Genomic DNA, 18,281 nt, shown 5'->3' on the forward strand with positions numbered 1-18,281 from the left:
TTTCTGACAAATCCGTTGCCGAAATGCCCCGCTTTCATGGCCCAGAAACAGTTCTGGCCCGGCCGGCATTTGTGCCGGCGGGCCAGATCTGATTTGGAAACCTGAGCGGGATCTAGATCGCCTGGCTTTTCAGTTCGTCCAGCAGGCGACCGTCGACTTCACCGGTTTCCGGCAGGCCGAGGCTGCTCTGGAAGGCGCGGATGGCGCTGCGGGTGCGCGGCCCCATCTGTCCGTCCGGCGTGCCGGTGTCGAAGCCAAGGTAATTAAGCTTGTCCTGGGCTTCCTTGACCAGCGCCGTGTTGTCAGCCGTCTGGACCGAGGCCTTTTCCGCCGGCAGGGAAGAGCCTTCCACCCAGCTCGGCTCCATGGTGACCTTGTTGGCAGCCGCATCCGGTGTCTTCAGTGCGAATTGCTCAACCGCCAGACGGGCATTGGCCAGGGTTTCCTGGTCCATCATGTTGGCGACGTCGTCACGGCGCTTGGCAGCTTCCGGGTCGCCCTGATCCGCCGCTATCGCGAACCACTTGTAGCTGGCCACCAGATCCTTATCGACGCCGATGCCGCCGGCATAGAGGATGCCCAGGTTGAACAGGCTGTCCTTGACGCCGTAATTGGCCGCTTCTTCGAACCATTTGGCAGCTGCCGCGTAGTCGGGCTGTCCACCGCCGCCTTCAGCGTAGAGAACGGCGAGATTGTGCATCGCCTTGGCATTGCCGGCGTCGGCTGCCTTGATGTACCAGGCCTTGGCCTTGGGCAGGTCCTTTTCGACGCCGCGGCCCTTTTCGTAAAGGCTGGCAAGGCGATACTGCGCCGGGGCGAGGCCCTTATCGGCGGCCTTCTGGTACCAGACGGCTGCCTTGGCAAGATCGGCGGGCACGCCGGTGCCTTCGGTGTATTTCACACCGACCAGGAACTCGGCCGCCGCGTTGCCGCTGGCAGCTGCACTGCGCAGGGACATCGGGCCGACGCCTTCCGGCGGCAGGCTGGCAATGAGGTTCGACGGCACGGTCGCCTCACCCGTCGGCTGGAAGCCGGAGGGAGCCGTTTCCTGAGGTGCCGAGAAGCTGCCGGTGACACCGGCGGGCGGGGCAAAGGCCATCTCCGTTTCAGGTGCCAGTTGTCCGTCGGCAGCTGCCGCCTGCACATTGCCTTCCGGCATGACAGGATCCACGGCGGCGCCGGCTGCTGGAGCAGGAGCTGCGGCCGCCGGAGCAGGCATCGGTTCCATGGCCCCGGCCGAAGCTTCCTCCGCAGAAACCGGAGGCACGCCATTGCCTGAAGATCCATCGCTCACGACGCCACGGTTTTCCGCCATGGAAACCTCTGCTGATGCCGGAGCAGCGGGAACGGAAGACGCATCTGCCATCTCAGGCGTGGAGATCGCATCGACGGTTTCCTGGGTCTCCTGGCTGTTGGAGGCAATCTGGTTGCCCTCCTCCGGACCGCCCGAGGCAAGACGGAACACTTGCAGCGTTCCAATCAGCAGCACCACGGCGGCGGCGGCATAGAGGATCGCACGTCGGCGTCCGCCGGATGCCTGCGGCGTTTCGGGCGCGGGACGGTCTCCCGGCAGAACGGTCGCTTCCTGCGTTTCGAATGCCCGGTCGGACATGTCTTCCGGGTTCAGCTGCAAGTCGTCGACGGGCTCGACCCGTTCATCCTTTGCAGCGGCGGACTTGTCGCGCTTCAGGACATTGCGCAGCCAGCCGACACGGGCCTTGCCACGCTCTTCGTCGGCTGCCTCCGGGTCGGTTTCCACCTTCTGGCGTTTTTCAAGCTGTGCAGCTTCCGCGGAAGCTGCCTGTGCGGCCCGGCGGGCAGCGGCAATGAAATCGGCCTTGCGGTCGCGCACCCGGTCGTCCGCACGGGGAACTTCCGCGCCTGCTGCGGGACCCGTATCGGCGCCGCGGCCACTTTCCGGCTGTTTCGGCTGTGCGGCGCGGGAAAACAGCGGCGCCGGTTCGTCGACCTTGATCGGCGAGAAGCCGGTTGAGGGAGCAGCCGCGGCTGACGCCGGAGCGTTTTCAAGCCGCTCGGCCCGTTCCAGACTGTCAAGGCGCTCGGTCAGGGAGCCCAGGACGGATTTGACGCCGTCAAAGGTGTTGCGGGTCCGCTCTTCGCTGCCCTCGGCGGCATCGAGCAACCGTTTCAGATCGCCCTGAAGCGCGGTGATTGCGTCGTCATACTGATCGTTACGCGGCGACGGTGCACTGGCGATCGCTTCCTTCGCGGCTTCACGGGCAATCCCGGCGACATCGGCACGGGTCTTTTCCAGGCCGCTTTCTATCCGCTCCAGGAAGGGCGAGAACTGTTCGATGCTGATCGCGCGCGAGGACGTCGACTGGATCTGCTCCGCCAGCGCGGCAACCTTGGCGCCAAGCTGTTCAAAGCGGCCATCGTCGGTCGCCTCGGATCCCTTGGAAACGATCTGGGCGAGATCGGCGATCCGCTGTTCCAGCGCTTCGGTCGAGGCCGGAGCCGCGACACTGGCGCGCATGGAACCGATTTCCGCCCGCAGCTTGTCGAGGTCGGACGTCGTGACCGTATCGGTCGGCTGATCCAGGCGGTTGGTGAGGTCGTTCAGGCGCTCCTGCAGCTGCGCCAGGAACTTGGTGTCCTGGCCGGCACTGCCACCGGCGCGCATGGCCGCCGCATCCAGCACCGGCACCGGCCGGGCGGATTTCTTCTCGATCTGGTCGATCTTGCCCGAGATGGCTTCCAGGCGCTTCTCCAGCGAGGCAAAAGCACTGGTGTCGGTCGCGGGCAGCGGCCCGGCCTGCTCCATCCGCTCCAGACGGTCGACGATGTCGTTGAGACGGCGGTCGACATGGTTGAGATGTTCGCTGTCCACCGGTGTCGCCCGGTCGTCGGCCATCATGCCGACGATATCTTCCAGTCTGCCCTGCAGCCGGGAAATGGTCTCCGGCTCCGGCATGCGCTCTTCCATGGCGGAGAGGCGGCTGTCGAGGCCGCGCTGCTCGCGCGCCAGCACTTCAAGGTCGTCCAGGCGGCTGGAGACGAACTTCATGCGGTCGTCGATGCCCTCGACGAGACCCTTGATGTCGATCTGTTCGACGAAGCCGCGCACTTCGCGCAGTTCGGCCCTGAGCGGCTCGATATCCGCGTGGCCCTTTCGCTGCAGCAGTTCTTCCATGCGTTCGGCAATCGCGACGACGCGGTCTTCCAGCACCATCATGTGCTCGGAGCGCGGCAGGGCGGCGAAGGCGTCCTCGATCTCGTTGAGGCGTGCGGTCACGCCACGCAGAATGCGCGGATCGACCGAGGCACGCGACAGCTCGTCCAGGCGTTGCAGGATATGGGCATAGCCGTGTTCGAGTGTCTGCAGGGCCCCTTCCACATTTGTGCGGCCGACCATGGCCTTCAGCTCGGAGACTTCCTTGCGGATGTCCTTGGCAAGCTGGTCGTTCTTCTTGTCGGCACGCAGACGCTCGACCATGTCGGCGAGGCGCCGCAATTCCGCGTTCTGGCGGCCGACGGTGTCGCTGGTGCCCCGGGAAAGCCCGCCAAGGGCTTCGCGCAGGGACCCGAGTTCCTCGCGCACGTGGTTGAGCGCCTGTTCCTGCGGCGCCCTCAAGGCATCGATGCGGCGGCCAAGATCCTTGTAGATATGCATGGACGCATCGCGGTTCGCGTGGACGCCGCGATCGCGATTGTGGCGCGGGGCCTGGCGGTAGCCGTCGTCGTAATCGACTTCGTCATCGTAATAGGGATCTTCATCCGGCAGATTGTCGATGGCATAGCTGCCCGGACGCGGCCGGCGCCTCGACTGTGAACGCGGGGCCTCGTCGCGGTATGCCTCGTCACGGTATGCCTCGTCACGGTATTCTGGTGCATAGTCCGGACGGCCAAGACCCTGGACCTGTTCGTCCAGCCGGTCGAGCGCACCCATGACGTCGTCCAAACCAGTGTCCCGCTGCGGCGCACGGCGGCGCGGTGCCGGACGGCGGCTTTCCTGCTTGTCGGACAGGAGCCGGTCAAGTTCGTCCGCAACGGCGTCGAGATCCTCGTCCCGATCATCGGCGGGATGGCGGCCATAATTGCCGCCAAGAGCCGTTGCGGTACGGGTCAGCCGTTCAATGCGGCTGCGCGCTGGCTCGCGGCGTGGGGCATCGTGATACTCGTCGCCTTCATACGCATCACGGCCGCGGCGTCCTGCCTCGTGTTTCTTCCAAGCCGGCATGTCTTGACCCTGGACTTACGGTCTTTCGGACCGCTGATGGAGCAGGCTGCGCCCTAATTCCGCCGAAGACGGGACGGGTACAGCGTTTTGATTGACTTTGTCGATTTAGGGTAAACAGGCCGTTAATTGTTCTTGCCAAATGCGAAACGTTGTTGTTTTCGCATCAAAATTCGCTATCCACACCCCCACATTGAGGCGAATCGCCAAAGGCATCGTTAACGAAATTTAGCAAGGCGACCTTACGTGGCTGGACCTTAACGCAAACGTAAGCTAAATAGTGCGCAAGAAACCGGCTGAGCCGCTGTGCACACACCCAATCGCCTGCGAACGCCCTGGAGCTGAAATCTTCGGAGCGGGTTTCGAAAACTGCAAAAGATCAACGATGGCCGGCAAACGGCTGGAAGAAGAGTAAAATCTGCTATGAGCGAAGCGCTTTCGATCCTTAATGAAGACGATCTTGTGGACGTCGTGTCCGCGACCGACGACGGCACCAAGAAAACCCAATTCACCATCGGCGATCTCGCCAAGGAATTCGGCTGCACCCTGCGCACGCTGCGCTTCTATGAAGACAAGGGGCTCATCAACCCCAAGCGCGACGGCCTGAACCGCATCTACAATCGCCGCGACCGTGCTCGCCTGAAGCTGGTCCTGATGGGCAAGCGTGTCGGCTTTTCCCTCTCCGAAATCCGCGACATGCTGGACCTTTATGACCTGCGCGACGGCCAGGTGACCCAGCTGCGCGTGGCCCTGTCCCGCTTCAACGAGCAGATCGCTGTTCTGGAAGACCAGCGCAAGGACATCGAGCAGGCCATCGAGGAACTGTCCCGCACGGTCGAGATCGTTTCCGGCATGCTGAAGCACAAGGAAGCCGAAGAGGCATAAGCCACTTCCACTTCCAAGACGTTCCGAAACCGCCGGCTGCAAGTCCGGCGGTTTTTGTTTGTGCAGGAAACGCCGCCCCGTTTTTCAGGGCTCCCCGGTTTTCATGGCTTCCCCGTTTTTCAATGGTCCCGCTTCAGATGCTGTGCTGATTCTTTCGGCTCTCGCCGCTCTCAAAAGTTGTCTTTTCTGAAGTTTCACGGAATTGGCGCATACTGCCGTGCATTTCGCGGCCGCGAAAAGATCGTCAAAAATTCGCCCTCCCGACACGAATTCGTGTTCACAACCTCTCAAAATCATTCCCATACGCATGTTTTGGGCGTAATTTTTTGTCACACCTTCCGCTAGGATACCACTTTACGGAGTCGAATTCGCCGCGTATATAGAGCTCAAGGTGACGTTTACGGAAACGTAAGGTCGAGACACAACGGCAAATCTGGGAGGATTTCCATGCCGAGCTATACCGCTCCCGTCGATGACACGCTTTTCCTGCTGAAAGACGTTTTTGGCTACGAACGCTATTCCAACCTTCCGGGCTTTGCCGATGCGCCGCTCGACCTGGTGGAAGCGATCCTGCGCGAAGGCGGTAAGTTTGCGGAAGAAGTACTGCAGCCCCTGAACCAGGTGGGTGACAGCGAAGGCTGCAAGCGCAACGACGACGGCACGGTGACGACGCCGAAGGGGTTCCACGAGGCCTACAAGGCCTTCTGCGAAAACGGCTGGGGCACGCTCTCGGCCGATCCCGATTATGGCGGCCAGGGCCTGCCGCACACGCTGGCCACCGTCTTCAACGAATTCGCCTCTTCCGCAAACATGGCGTTTTCCATGTATCCCGGTCTGACCGCCGGCGCGGTTGCCGCGCTGACGATCCACGGCACGGACGACCAGAAGCAGAAATATCTGCCCAACATGATCGCCGGCACCTGGACCGGCACCATGAACCTGACCGAGCCCCATTGCGGCACGGATCTCGGCCTCATCCGCACCAAGGCGGTGCCGCAGGCGGACGGGTCCTACAAGATTTCCGGCACCAAGATCTTCATCTCCGCCGGCCAGCATGACATGGCGGAAAACATCATCCATCTGGTGCTCGCCCGCATCGAGGGCGCACCGGACGGCGTCAAGGGGATCTCGCTCTTCGTCGTGCCGCGCAACGCCGTCGGCGAGGACGGCTCCGTCGGCGAAAACAACGGCGTTTCCTGCGGCTCCATCGAGCACAAGATGGGCATCCACGGCAACGCCACCTGCGTCATGAATTATGACGGCGCCACCGGCTGGCTTGTCGGCGAGGAGAACAAGGGCCTGAAGGCCATGTTCACCATGATGAACGAGGCCCGCCTGGGCGTCGCCGTCCAGGGCCTGTCCCAGTCGGAAGTCGCCTACCAGAACGCCGTCACCTATGCCAAGGACCGCGTTCAGGGCCGCGCCCTGACGGGTGCGAAGAACCCGGACAAGGCCGCCGACCCGATCATCGTGCATCCGGACGTCCGCCGCACTCTGATGTCGATCCGCTCCTTCAACGAAGCTGCCCGCGCGCTCGTCATCTATACGGCGCTCCACGGCGACGTGTCGCACCGCTCGGACGACGAGAAATCCAAGCAGTTCTCCGACGACATGATGGGCCTGATGACCCCGGTGCTGAAGGGCGTCCTGACGGATACCGGCTTTGCCAACGCGGTCAATGCCCAGCAGATGTATGGCGGCCACGGCTATATTGGCGAATGGGGCATGGAGCAGTTCGTGCGCGATGCCCGTATCGCCATGATCTATGAAGGTGCCAACGGCATTCAGGCGCTGGATCTCGTCGGCCGCAAGCTGCCGGCCAACGGCGGCCGCGCCGTGATGAGCTTCTTCAACGAGGTCAATTCCTTCCTGAAGGAGAACAAGGAGAACGAGGCTCTAGCCCCCTTCACCGGCCCGCTCAAGAAGGGCATGGACGACCTTCAGGCCGCCACCATGTGGTTCATGAACAACGCCATGAAGAACCCGGACAATGCCGGGGCCGGTTCGGTCGACTACATGCACCTCTTCGGCCTCGTGGCGCTCGGCTACATGTGGACGAAGATGGCAAAGACCATCCAGGAAAAGCTGGCGGACGGCGCAGGCGACAAGGCCGCCTGGCTGGAAACCAAACTGACCTTCGGCCGTTTCTTCATGGAACGCACCCTGCCGGAAACGGCAGCCCATCTCGCCCGGATTTCCGCCGGGTCGGACACGATGATGTCGGTGGCCGCGGACGCCTTCTAAGGCGCTCGAGGCCCCTGGCAGCCCGATGGCGGAAAATTGAGCCCGCAAGTCGAAGCCGCTCGCTATAGTCGCGGTCGAAATTGATTTGCCAGGGGGATTTTCAAGTTATGGCTGAATACGTTCTTCATTGCATGGCCCAGTCGGGGCACTCCTACAAGGTGGCCCTGATGCTGGAACTGTGCGGCGCGGACTGGGAACCGGAATGGGTGGATTTCTTCAACGGGGCGACCCGGACGGAGGAGTTCCGCGACACCTTGAACGAGATGGGCGAAGTGCCGGTTCTCGTTCACGGCGACACCATTCTCACCCAGTCGGCCGTCATCATGGACGACCTGTTCGACAAGTTCGGCAAGTTCGGCTGGGACGACGACGATGAGCGCCGCGAGATCTTGCGCTGGACGATCTTCGACAACCAGAAGGTCTCCGGCATGCTGGGCCCGTTGCGTTTCCTGCGCACGCTGATGAAGTCCGGTGAGACGGACGTTACCAGGTGGCTGGACGGGCGGGCGAAATCCGCCCTGGCCATCCTGGACAAGCATTTCGCCAAGAACGCCTTCGCCATCGGCAAGAAGCCGACCAGCGCGGATTTCTCGCTGTGCAGCTACCTGTTCTACGAGGGTGAGCTCGGGATCGATCTCGGCGCCTACCCGAATGTCGTCAAATGGCTGGAGCGGATCAAGGCTCTGCCCGGCTGGAAACATCCTTACGACCTCATGCCCGGCCATCCGTTGCCGGACCCCAAGTGAGGACCAACAGACCCTAGAGGAGGATCTGATGCCCGAAGCCTATATCTACGACCATGTGCGCACCCCGCGCGGGCGCGGCAAGAAGGACGGAGCGCTGCATGAAGTGCCGGCCGTCCGCCTTGCGGCGACCGCGCTGGAGGCCATCCGCGACCGCAGCGGTCTCGACACGACCCGGGTGGACGACGTCGTCCTCGGCTGTGTCGACCCGGTCGGGGAAGCCGGCGGCGACATTGCCCGCGCGGCAGTGTTCGCGGCAGGGTATGACAAGTCGGTTCCGGGCATGCAGATCAACCGCTTTTGCGCCTCCGGCCTCGACGCGGTCAACATGGCATCCGCCCAGGTGATGTCCGGCCAGCACAAGCTGGTGATCGCCGGCGGTGTGGAAAGCATGAGCCGCGTCGGCCTTGGCGCTTCGGGCGGTGCCTGGCCGATCGAGCCGCAGGTGGCCATCCCCTCCTATTTCATGCCGCAGGGCGTCTCGGCCGACCTGATCGCCACCAAATACGGCTTTTCCCGCGACGATTGCGATGCCTATGCGGTGGAAAGCCAGAAGCGCGCCGCCAAGTCCTGGGACGAAGGCCGCTTCAACAAGTCGGTCGTTCCGGTCAAGGACGTCAACGGCATCACCATCCTCGACCGCGACGAACACATGCGGCCCGAGACCGACATGCAGTCGCTGGCCTCGCTCAACCCCTCCTTCGAGATGATGGGTGCCATGGGCGGCTTCGATGCGGTCGGCATCCAGGCCCATCCGGAGATCGAGAAGCTCACCCATGTGCACCATGCCGGCAACTCCTCCGGCATCGTCGATGGTGCGGCCGCCGTCCTGATCGGGTCCAGCACCGCCGGGCGCTCTTCCGGCCTGAAAGCCCGTGCGCGCATCAAGGCCTTTGCCAATATCGGCTCCGAGCCGGCCCTGATGCTGACCGGTCCGGTGGACGTGACCGAGAAGCTGCTGAAAAACGCCCGCATGGAAATGAAGGACCTCGATCTCATCGAGATCAACGAAGCCTTCGCCTCCGTCGTGCTGCGCTACCAGCAGGCCTTCGACCTCAATCCGGAGACAGTCAACGTCAATGGCGGCGCCATTGCCATGGGCCATCCGCTGGGAGCAACCGGCGCAATGATCCTCGGCACGGTTCTGGACGAACTGGAACGCCGCGATCTCAACACCGCCCTCATCACGCTGTGCATCGGCGCGGGCATGGGCACGGCGACCATCATCGAGCGGGTCTGAGCCATGATCAGCAACATCGACAGGGAGTTTGCTGAGATCAAGGACTACTGGTCGCCGCGCGTGGTGGCCGACGTCAACGATCAGAGCGTCAAACTGGCGAAGCTGAAAGGCGAATTCGTCTGGCACGATCACCAGGACGAGGACGAGCTGTTCTTCATCGTCAAGGGAAGCCTCACCATCCGATACCGCGACCGGGACGACGTCGTCCTGAATGCGGGGGACATGCATGTGGTGCCGAAAGGCATCGAGCATAACCCGCTCGCGGAAGAGGAATGCTGGGTGATGCTGTTCGAACCGGCTGAAACGAAACACACGGGCGACGTTGTCGTCGACGGCACGAAGACGGCAGCGCAGCAGCGCGCCCATCTGCAGTCGGCCGGCGCCTGATCCGAGGAGAATTTTCACATGAGCTACAAGAATTTCACCGTTGAAACCGATGAGGACGGTTTCGCCCTGATCACCTGGGACATGCCGGGCAAGTCGATGAACGTCATCGATCTGTCTGTCATGGACGAGCTGGACGCCATCGTCGACCAGGTCGCGGGCGATGCCGCCATCAAAGGCGCCGTCGTCACCTCCGGCAAGGGCGCTTTTTCCGGCGGCGCGGACCTGACCATGCTGGAAGGCCTGCTGCAGGATTTTCACGTCAAGCGCGGCAAGGATCCGGAAGCCGCTGCCAGGGCGCTTTTCGAAGGTTCCCGCAAGCTGTCGCTGATCTACCGCAAGCTGGAAACCTGCGGCAAGCCGTTCGTTGCCGCCGTTGCCGGCACCTGCATGGGCGGCGGCACCGAGCTGGCGCTGGCCTGCCACGGCCGCGTCGTTGACGAAGGCCTGAAGATGGGCCTGCCGGAGGTCAAGGTCGGCCTCTTCCCGGGTGCCGGCGGAACACAGCGCGTCATGCGCATGACCGACGGCCAGCAGGGCATGCAGTTCCTGCTGCAGGGCAAGACCCTGCGCGCGCCGAATGCCAAGCAGATGAAGCTGGTGGACGAGGTCGCGCCGACAAAGAAACTGGTCGCAACCGCCAAGCGCATGCTGAAGGCGGGTGTCGATCCGGTGAAGGACTGGGACAAGAAGGGCTACCGCCTGCCGAACGGCAATGTCTATTCCCCGGCCGGCTTCCAGTTCTGGCCTGCGGCCAACGCCATCTACCGCCGCGAGACCTATGACAACTATCCGGGCGCTCGCTACCTGCTGCGCTCGGTCGTCGAAGGCCTGCAGCTGCCGATGGATCTGGCCCTCCAGGTTGAGAGCCGCTACTTCGCCAAGGTGCTGCAGGCGCCGGAAGCTGCCAACATGATCCGCTCGCTGTTCGTCTCCATGCAGGAGCTGAACAAGCTGGCCCGCCGTCCTGTCGACCAGCGCCCGAACAAGATCAAGAAGATCGGCGTCCTTGGCGCAGGTTTCATGGGGGCAGGCATTGCCTTTGTCACCGCACAGGCCGGCATCGACGTCGTCCTGATCGACCGCGACCAGGCAGCCGCCGACAAGGGCAAGGCGCATTCCGACGAACTGTTGTCCAAGGCAATCAAGCGCGGCCGCGGCACGGAAGAGGAAAAGGCGAAGGTCCTCTCCCGCATCACCGCGACGGTCGACTATGAGGCGCTTGCCGATTGCGATCTGGTGATCGAAGCCGTCTTCGAGGACCGGGAGATCAAGAAGGTCGTGACGGAGCAGGCCGAGGCGGTGATGAAGTCCCGCGCGATCTACGCCTCCAACACCTCGACCCTGCCGATCACCTCGCTCGCCCAGGCGTCCAAGCGGCCGAAGAACTTCATCGGCATCCACTTCTTCTCGCCCGTCGACAAGATGATGCTGGTGGAGGTGATCCTCGGCAAACGCACCTCCGACCGGGCGCTTGCCATGGCGCTCGACTACATCAAGGCCATCAAGAAGACCCCGATCGTTGTCAACGACAGCCGCGGTTTCTACACCTCGCGCGTGGTCATGACCTATATCCGCGAAGGCCTGATGATGCTGGCGGACGGCGTGCCGGCGGCTATGATCGAGAATGCCGGCAAGATGGCCGGCATGCCGGTCGGCCCGCTGTCGCTCGGCGACGAAGTGGCGCTGGATCTTGCCTGGAAGATCGTCTCGGCCACCCGCAAGGATCTCGGCGTGAAATATGTCGAAGGTCCGCTGGACAACATCCTGGAAGAGATGGTGATCAAGAAGGAGCGCTTCGGCCGCAAGAACGGCAAGGGTTTCTATGACTACAAGGGCAAGGACAAGAGCCTTTGGCCCGGCATTCCGGAGGTCACCGGCCAGCCGAAATCCGCCGACAGCTTCAACATCGAGGAGCTGAAGCAGCGCCTCCTGGTGATGCAGGCGCTCGAAACCGCCCGCATCTTCGAGGAAAAGTGTCTGACGGACGTGCGCGAGGCCGATGTCGGCTCGATCCTGGGCTTCGGATTTGCGCCCTATACCGGCGGAACGCTCAGCTATATCGACATGATGGGCACGGCCGCCTTCGTGGAGCTTTGCAAGAAGTTCACCCGCAAGTGGGGCCCGCGCTTCAAGCCGAACAAGCTGCTGAAGGAAATGGCCAAGGAGAATGCCACCTTCTACGGCAAGTTCCCGCCCAAGCCCGAGGAAAAGGTGCGCGACGCCGCCTGACCTGTCCAAAATGCCGCCCCTGCTTACCCAGGGGCGGCACTGTTATTATTACCTAACAGATACGCTTTATTCGTTTGCAAATTACGCCAGAACTTGATCCCACCTGACTTGTCATGCACAGTCCAGGGTAGAAACTGTGCACCTCCGGCAGGAGACAAGAATGGCGCTTGACGGCGAATGGGCGCGCTCCGATGTCTTCCGTGTTTTGCGGGACATCTGTTCGAATGCGAATTTGGACTGGCCCTACCTGGCCCGGCGTTACAATTTCGATCTCGCCAGCCTCGACGATCCGCAAGGCATCGTGCCGATTACCGCCTGGCATGCGGTGTTCGAACATGTCGCGGACGTGCTGCATGACGATGCCGCCATGTTCGATCTCTTCAACTCCGTGGATATCGGCTGCTTCTCGATCTTCGATTACCTTTTTGCCTGTGCCCCTTCCTTGCGCGAAGCCTGCCAGGCCTGGGTTCGCTTCAGCCCGATCCGAACCAATGCCTACCGGCTGAAGTTCGAGGAAGACGAGACCGGCGGCTACGTCGAATGGCCGATCCTGGAAGGGCGCGGCGAATGGCGGCAGAACATGTTCGGACGTATCGGCTGGGCAACGCAGCAGATTGAACATGCGCTCGACATGGCCGCACCGCCGATCCTGATCGAACTGGCGACGGTGCCGCCCATCAAGACCTCCAATTTCCAGAAGAAGTATCAGGGCCGCATCAAGTTCGGCGCGGCGCACAACCGGATCTCCTTTCCCAAGGCCCTGCTTTCACGGCCCCTGCGCCGAAATGACGGTCACCTTTACGAGATCATCCTGAAATCGGCCTCCGCCGAACTCGACCGGTTCGGGCAAATGGAATCGCCGCTGTCGCGGATTGCGAACGAAGTCGCGGCCAATCTTGCCAACGGTGCCAGCACGCTTCCCGTGATCGCTGCGAAACTCGGCATGTCGCAGCGCGGCGTCCAGCGGCTTCTGGAGAAAGAAGGCACCAGTTTCCGCAAGCTCAGCGAGGAAATCCGCAGGTCCGCCGCCGAGAGATACCTGCGCGGTTCGGATATGCCGATGAAGGAGATCGCCTATCTCCTGGGGTTTTCCGAACTCAGCACCTTCTCACGGGCCGTAAAGACGTGGTTCGGTGTACCGCCGAAGAAGGTTCGCGAGGCCGCCAGCGGCAGGAAGGGCAGGATGGGAGCCACCGCGCCCCCTGCGGTATGGTCGTCGGACAGACCCGCAACCAATCCCGGGACTGCAAGCGCGACACTTCCGGAAGCGGCCGACGTGGACTGACGGCAGACTTCCTTCAGAGGACACGCTTTATGGAATGGTGGCACGGAGAAGGCTTCGGGCGTGCCGTCTCCGCGCCAAGGATTTTCCGTCGTCCGGCAGGGTTTCGGAGTGACCTCTGAAAACCCGGCCAAGTGCCGACTTCAGGAAGACCTGGTGTGAGGACAGGCCTTCGGTGCCGACGGGGCTGTGCTGCAACGTGACGTCTTGTTGGTCCGCGCCGAAGCGCAGGTCTTTCGTTGCAGGTGGAGGAAGGCAGGGCGATAACCTTGTGGGAGTGGCCAGCACCTTGTTGCACGTTCCTGAAATTATGATTACCTCCACGAGAAGGCGAAGTCTTTGGCCGGACACGTACAGGATTTATCCAATTACGCCATCTTGAGCTTTTCCGGTCAGGATTACGGTTAGATCGCACCGCACGCGATGGTTTCGGCAACTTCAACACATGCCACATTGTAATTGACGGGGTTTGTTCCTAACTTCTGCGGATGAGCGATATTCATCATCCGCAGGAGACACAGATGAGCGAAACCAGCCAGAACACCGGCCTGAGCCGTTTTCTGGGTGGCTCCCCCGCCCAGGTGCTTTTGCGGCTCGTGTTCCTGTCCTTCGTCGTCGGCATCATCCTGTCGGCACTCAACCTCGATCCGCTCGACCTGGTCGACTTTGCGGTCAACTTCGTCGAACGTCTGTGGAACATGGGCTTTGAGGCAATCGGCCGTCTCGGAGGATACCTTGTCATTGGCGCGATCGTCGTGGTGCCGATCTGGCTGATCAGCCGCATTCTCGCAATGGGCCGGACGCGCTGAAGACCGCCCCTGCCGCACGGTGCAGGGTCAGATGCCGGTCGGCCAGCTCGTCGATATCGTCCGAATACCCGCCGCCAAGAACACCGGCCAGGGGTATTCCGGCGGCGCGGACTGTCTCGATGACATAGGTGTCTCGCCGCCGCAGACCTGCCCGGGTCAGTGCCAGACGTCCGAGCCGGTCGCCCTGATAGGGATCGACCCCGGCATTGAAGAAGACAATATCCCAGGCGGCACGCGCCAAAAGATCGGGCAGGACCTCACCCAGCGTTGCAAGATAGGCTTCGTCGCCAGTTCCGTCGGCAAGGCCGATATCGAGATGCGACGGCACCTTGCGCACCGGATAGTTCTTTTCCGAGTGCATCGAAAAGGTAAAGATATCCGGGTCGCCCTGAAAGATGTCCGCGGTGCCGTCTCCCTGATGGACGTCGAGATCGATCACCAGTGCCTTGCGGATGGCTCCGTCTGCCTGCAGCACCTTTATCGCCACCGCGACGTCGTTGAAGACGCAGAAACCCGCGCCATGCGCCCGCCGCGCATGGTGGCTGCCGCCGGCCGTGTTGCAGGCAAGGCCGTGTTCCAGGGCAAGATATCCCGTCAGCACCGTTCCACCGGTGGCGCAGCGGGCGCGCAGCGCAATGTCCTCCCTCATCGGAAAGCCGATTTCCCGGGCGATCTTTACTGGCACCCGCGCATTGAAGACCTGGTCCACATAGGCCGGATCATGGGCGAGCGCGACCCATTCGAACGGCGCAGGCCGGGGCCGGAAGAACGGCGCCCCCTGCAGCAGTCCCTCCTTGCGGATGAGATCCGCAACCGCCCGGAACTTGTCCATCGGAAAGCGGTGGTTCGCGGGAAGATCGGCGCAATAAGCGGGATGGTGGACAATAGGCAGGGTCATCGAGGCTCAATATAGGCTGCCTTTTGCACGTGGACACCCTTTTGGCTTTCGTTTCGGCAAGGCTTCCCCCCCTCTCCCCGGTCCGTACACTGTGGGAGAGGTAAGTTGGATTTCCAGGCAAGCTCGTCGAGCGAATGCGGCTGTAGCGCTTTGATCCAGGCCGGCTTGCATGGCCACGCCCGATGAATACCCGGTATGTGCGGAAAGGAATTGACGCGGCACGGCAAGACGGACAAGAAGGTCTGCCCTGTTCGATAGAGCTGCCCATGTCCCACGCCACAGCCTCCGGCGAGCCGTCCGGTCTTGCCTTTGCCGTCACGCATCGGTCGGTTCTTGCGATCGCAGTGCCGATGACCCTCGGCTACCTGTCGACGCCCCTGCTCGGCATCGTCGACATGGCGGTGATCGGCCGCCTCGGCGACCCGGCCCTTCTCGGTGGCATCGCCCTTGGCGGCATCATCTTCGACCTCGTCTTCACCACCTTCAATTTTCTGCGCTCCGGCACGACCGGCCTGACGGCCCAGGCTCTCGGCGCGGGAAACGCGGAAGAAATCAAGGCGACTCTGTTGCGGGCCTTCGTCATTGCTGTCATCGGCGGTCTTGCGGTCATCGCCCTCAACGCGCCGGTCCGGGACGCGGGCCTGTGGTTCCTGGGCGGCAGCGCCGAAGTTCAGGCCGCGTCAAAACGTTATTTCGACGTCCGCATCCTCAGCGCGCCTTTCCTGTTGATGAACTATGCCATTCTCGGCTGGTTCATCGGCCTGGGCCGTGCCGGGACCGGACTGGCCCTGCAGCTGGTGCTCAACGGCCTCAACATCGCCCTCAGTGTCTGGTTCGTCGTCGGCCTCGACTGGAGCGTCGAGGGGGCTGCCTGGGCGACGGTACTGAGCGAGATGGCCGCGACTTTGCTCGGGCTGGTCCTGGTCTTCGCCGGCGCAAAGGGCAGCGCCTGGCCGAGCCTTGCGGTGATCTTCGACCGGCGTCTGCTGCTGCGCATGATGGTCCTCAACCGGGACATCATGATCCGCTCCTTCGCCCTGCTTTATGCCTATGCCTTCTTTGCGGCCCGCTCCGCCGATCAGGGCGACATCGTATTGGCGGCCAACGCGATCCTGGAAAAGTTCATCCTGGTTTCCGGTTATTTTCTCGACGGGCTGGCAACGGCCGCCGAGCAGCTGGCCGGGCGGGCCGTCGGCGCACGCCACCGGCCGGCCTTTGACCGGACGCTCAAACTGACAGCCCTGTGGAGCTTTGCCCTTGCCGGAATACTGGCGCTGGTCTTCGCCCTCTTCGGCACGTCGATGATCGCCTTCATGACCACGTCCGAAGAGGTGCGCACCGTCGGTGGAACCTATCTGATCTGGGCAGTTCTGGCGCCAATACTCGGAGTGCTGGCGTTTCAGATGGACGGGGTCTTTATCGGCGCGACCTGGTCGGAAACCATGCGCAACATGATGCTGGTCTCTCTTGCCGTTTTCGTGGCGGCCTATTACGCGCTGTTCCCGATACTGGGCAATCACGGCCTGTGGCTTGCCATGGAGCTGTTTCTCGGCATCCGTGGCTTGACCTTGCTGGCAGCCTGCCGGAAGCGTGCCGACAGGACATTTGCGGCGGCGTAACTCTCTGACTTCAGATCGTTTCCGACGCCCAGGCCTCGACATTGGTGTCGCGCGCATCGCGTAAGCTCGACAGGCCGTGCGCGTCGAGTTTTGCCGACAGGCCCTTGAGGATCTCGTCGACCAGCGGCATCCCCTTGAAGACCAGGGCGGAATAAAGCTGCAGCAGATCCGCACCCGCCGTGATCTTGGTCCAGGCGGTCTCCGCGCTGTCGATGCCGCCAACGCCGATGAGGGGAAGGTCAGGCCCTGCAAGCCTGCGTGCCCTCGCCAGCATGATGGTCGAGCGGCGGAACAGCGGGCTGCCGGAGAGACCTCCCGTTTCCGTTCCCGGCCCGTGACCGCTAAGGCCCTCTCGGCTGAGCGTCGTATTGGAAACGATCAGTCCGTCGACATTCTTGGCAATCACTTCCTCAACGATGTCCTGCAGGTCACCGTCGGCCACATCCGGCGCGATTTTCAAGAGCACCGGAACCCGCCGGCCAAGCTTGGCCGTGCATTCGTCCCGGGCGGAGATTACCCGCGTCAAGAGCTCTGCCAGCGCCGAGCGTGCCTGCAGGTCGCGCAGGCCGGGCGTGTTCGGCGAGGAGATATTGACGGTGAAATAGGAGGCCATGTCGGCAAAGGCTTCAATGCCGGTGACATAGTCCGCGCTGCGGTCGGTCGCATCCTTGTTGGCCCCGACATTGATGCCGACGATGCCGCCAAGGCGTTTGCGGGCCTCGAGCCGGCGGCGCAGGGCGTCGTGGCCCTCGTTGTTGAAGCCGTAGCGGTTGATGACGCCCTCATCCTGCGGCAGGCGGAAAACACGCGGGCGCGGATTGCCGGGCTGCGGCTTCGGTGTCACCGACCCGACTTCCGTATAGCCGAAGCCAAGCCTTAGAAGCGCATCTGGCACCTCGCCGTTCTTGTCGAACCCAGCCGCCATGCCGACGGGATTAGGGAAGGTCAGGTCCCAGAGCCGAACCGCCAGGCGCGGGTCCTTATCCGGTTTGCGGCCCGGCAGAAGACCGGTTTTCTGGCCGGTCATGAGTGCCAGAACCGTCGCGCGGTGCGCGTTCTCCGCATCAAGGCACTGCAAGCCCTTCAAGGCGATGCGTTCCAGCAAAGGCAACGTCATTGGTCCAGCTCCGGAAAGGCGTGCGCGCCATCAGCAGTCAGGGGGAGTTCCTTCACCCACAGCGCCGCGGCCGGATCCAGCTCCGCGTAAAGATGCGGGAAAAGATCACCACCGCGGGAAGGTTCCCACCTCATGGCATCGCCGAACCGGTCGGCATCGAAGGCGGCAAGCAGCAGGTCCGCCTGTCCGGCAAAATGCCTCGCGGCCGTTTCCCGCACCTGAGCGGAAGAAGAAAAATGGATGAACCCGTCCGCCAGATCGACTGGCGCGCCCTTGAAGACACCCAGTTCTTCCGCCTCCTGCCAGAGGGATCTCGGCACAATCTTGAAAATCAAACGCATCTTGTCGTCCTGCTCTCTTCCGGCCGCAGCCGGAGCGGACACTACTCAGCCGATTTCTCCCGAACAAGCCGCAGAGCCGCATTCCGGCCGGTTCTTTCACATTTTTGACCGGGAAAAACAATTCGGACCGCATGATTGCCCTGGTCGCAATGCCAATCGAACCGTTCGCCGGAATTCGTCCGTACAATCGGGGACAAACGCTATCATTCTGCTTTTCCGCTCTCGGCAAGCGGCCGGTCAGCCCGTATGATCTTGGAAATCCAGTAGACGCGCCAAAATCGCGGAAACC

The 18,281-nt window shown here is 62.4% G+C and carries 13 protein-coding genes; 9 read left to right on the forward strand and 4 right to left on the reverse strand.

What is annotated here, in order from left to right; genetic code table 11:
* Positions 1–112: 112 nt before the first annotated feature.
* The gene (locus tag ACX3M4_RS10075) at positions 113–4,201 is read right to left on the reverse strand and encodes a peptidoglycan-binding protein (protein WP_459358447.1); all 4,089 of its coding nucleotides are present in this window, start codon (positions 4,199–4,201) and stop codon (positions 113–115) included.
* Between the two features lie 420 nt (positions 4,202–4,621).
* On the opposite strand from ACX3M4_RS10075, the gene ACX3M4_RS10080 reads away from it, so the two are divergent.
* The 8 genes from ACX3M4_RS10080 to ACX3M4_RS10115 all read left to right on the forward strand — a co-directional run bounded on the left by ACX3M4_RS10080 (position 4,622) and on the right by ACX3M4_RS10115 (position 14,017).
* Positions 4,622–5,083, forward strand: coding sequence for a MerR family transcriptional regulator (locus ACX3M4_RS10080; protein WP_459358448.1), 462 nt, complete (start codon positions 4,622–4,624; stop codon positions 5,081–5,083).
* Between the two features lie 447 nt (positions 5,084–5,530).
* The gene (locus ACX3M4_RS10085; protein ID WP_459358449.1) at positions 5,531–7,327 is read left to right on the forward strand and encodes an acyl-CoA dehydrogenase C-terminal domain-containing protein; all 1,797 of its coding nucleotides are present in this window, start codon (positions 5,531–5,533) and stop codon (positions 7,325–7,327) included.
* 107 nt (positions 7,328–7,434) lie between these two features.
* Complete coding sequence (locus tag ACX3M4_RS10090) at positions 7,435–8,073, forward strand: glutathione S-transferase family protein (protein WP_459358450.1); 639 nt, start codon at positions 7,435–7,437, stop codon at positions 8,071–8,073.
* Between the two features lie 28 nt (positions 8,074–8,101).
* The gene (locus ACX3M4_RS10095; protein WP_459358451.1) at positions 8,102–9,310 is read left to right on the forward strand and encodes an acetyl-CoA C-acetyltransferase; all 1,209 of its coding nucleotides are present in this window, start codon (positions 8,102–8,104) and stop codon (positions 9,308–9,310) included.
* A gap of 3 nt (positions 9,311–9,313) precedes the next feature.
* The gene (locus ACX3M4_RS10100; protein ID WP_459358452.1) at positions 9,314–9,697 is read left to right on the forward strand and encodes a cupin domain-containing protein; all 384 of its coding nucleotides are present in this window, start codon (positions 9,314–9,316) and stop codon (positions 9,695–9,697) included.
* Between the two features lie 18 nt (positions 9,698–9,715).
* Positions 9,716–11,926 carry a 3-hydroxyacyl-CoA dehydrogenase NAD-binding domain-containing protein gene (locus tag ACX3M4_RS10105; protein ID WP_459358453.1) on the forward strand — a complete coding sequence of 737 codons (2,211 nt, stop codon included), beginning with the start codon at positions 9,716–9,718 and terminating at the stop codon, positions 11,924–11,926.
* Between the two features lie 160 nt (positions 11,927–12,086).
* On the forward strand, positions 12,087–13,211 hold the full coding sequence (locus ACX3M4_RS10110) for an AraC family transcriptional regulator (protein ID WP_459358454.1): 1,125 nt from the start codon (positions 12,087–12,089) through the stop codon (positions 13,209–13,211).
* A 518-nt stretch (positions 13,212–13,729) separates the two neighbouring features.
* Complete coding sequence (locus ACX3M4_RS10115; protein WP_459358455.1) at positions 13,730–14,017, forward strand: DUF6460 domain-containing protein; 288 nt, start codon at positions 13,730–13,732, stop codon at positions 14,015–14,017.
* Here the strand turns inward: ACX3M4_RS10115 and ACX3M4_RS10120 are convergent.
* Positions 13,983–14,915 (reverse strand): histone deacetylase family protein, encoded by a 933-nt coding sequence (locus tag ACX3M4_RS10120; RefSeq protein ID WP_459358456.1) that lies wholly within the window; start codon positions 14,913–14,915, stop codon positions 13,983–13,985. The two genes, ACX3M4_RS10115 and ACX3M4_RS10120, sit on opposite strands and share 35 nt — an antisense overlap.
* A gap of 266 nt (positions 14,916–15,181) precedes the next feature.
* On the opposite strand from ACX3M4_RS10120, the gene ACX3M4_RS10125 reads away from it, so the two are divergent.
* The gene (locus ACX3M4_RS10125; RefSeq protein ID WP_459358457.1) at positions 15,182–16,534 is read left to right on the forward strand and encodes an MATE family efflux transporter; all 1,353 of its coding nucleotides are present in this window, start codon (positions 15,182–15,184) and stop codon (positions 16,532–16,534) included.
* A gap of 10 nt (positions 16,535–16,544) precedes the next feature.
* Here the strand turns inward: ACX3M4_RS10125 and ACX3M4_RS10130 are convergent, their stop codons facing one another.
* Together ACX3M4_RS10130 and ACX3M4_RS10135 are read right to left on the reverse strand one after the other, a co-directional pair.
* The gene (locus ACX3M4_RS10130) at positions 16,545–17,651 is read right to left on the reverse strand and encodes a quinone-dependent dihydroorotate dehydrogenase (RefSeq protein WP_459358458.1); all 1,107 of its coding nucleotides are present in this window, start codon (positions 17,649–17,651) and stop codon (positions 16,545–16,547) included.
* The gene (locus tag ACX3M4_RS10135; protein ID WP_459358459.1) at positions 17,648–17,992 is read right to left on the reverse strand and encodes a DUF952 domain-containing protein; all 345 of its coding nucleotides are present in this window, start codon (positions 17,990–17,992) and stop codon (positions 17,648–17,650) included. Before ACX3M4_RS10135 ends, ACX3M4_RS10130 begins: the two co-directional genes overlap by 4 nt.
* Between the last annotated feature and the right edge of the window lie 289 nt (positions 17,993–18,281).

The sequence above is a fragment of the Roseibium sp. M-1 genome, assembly GCF_054515675.1.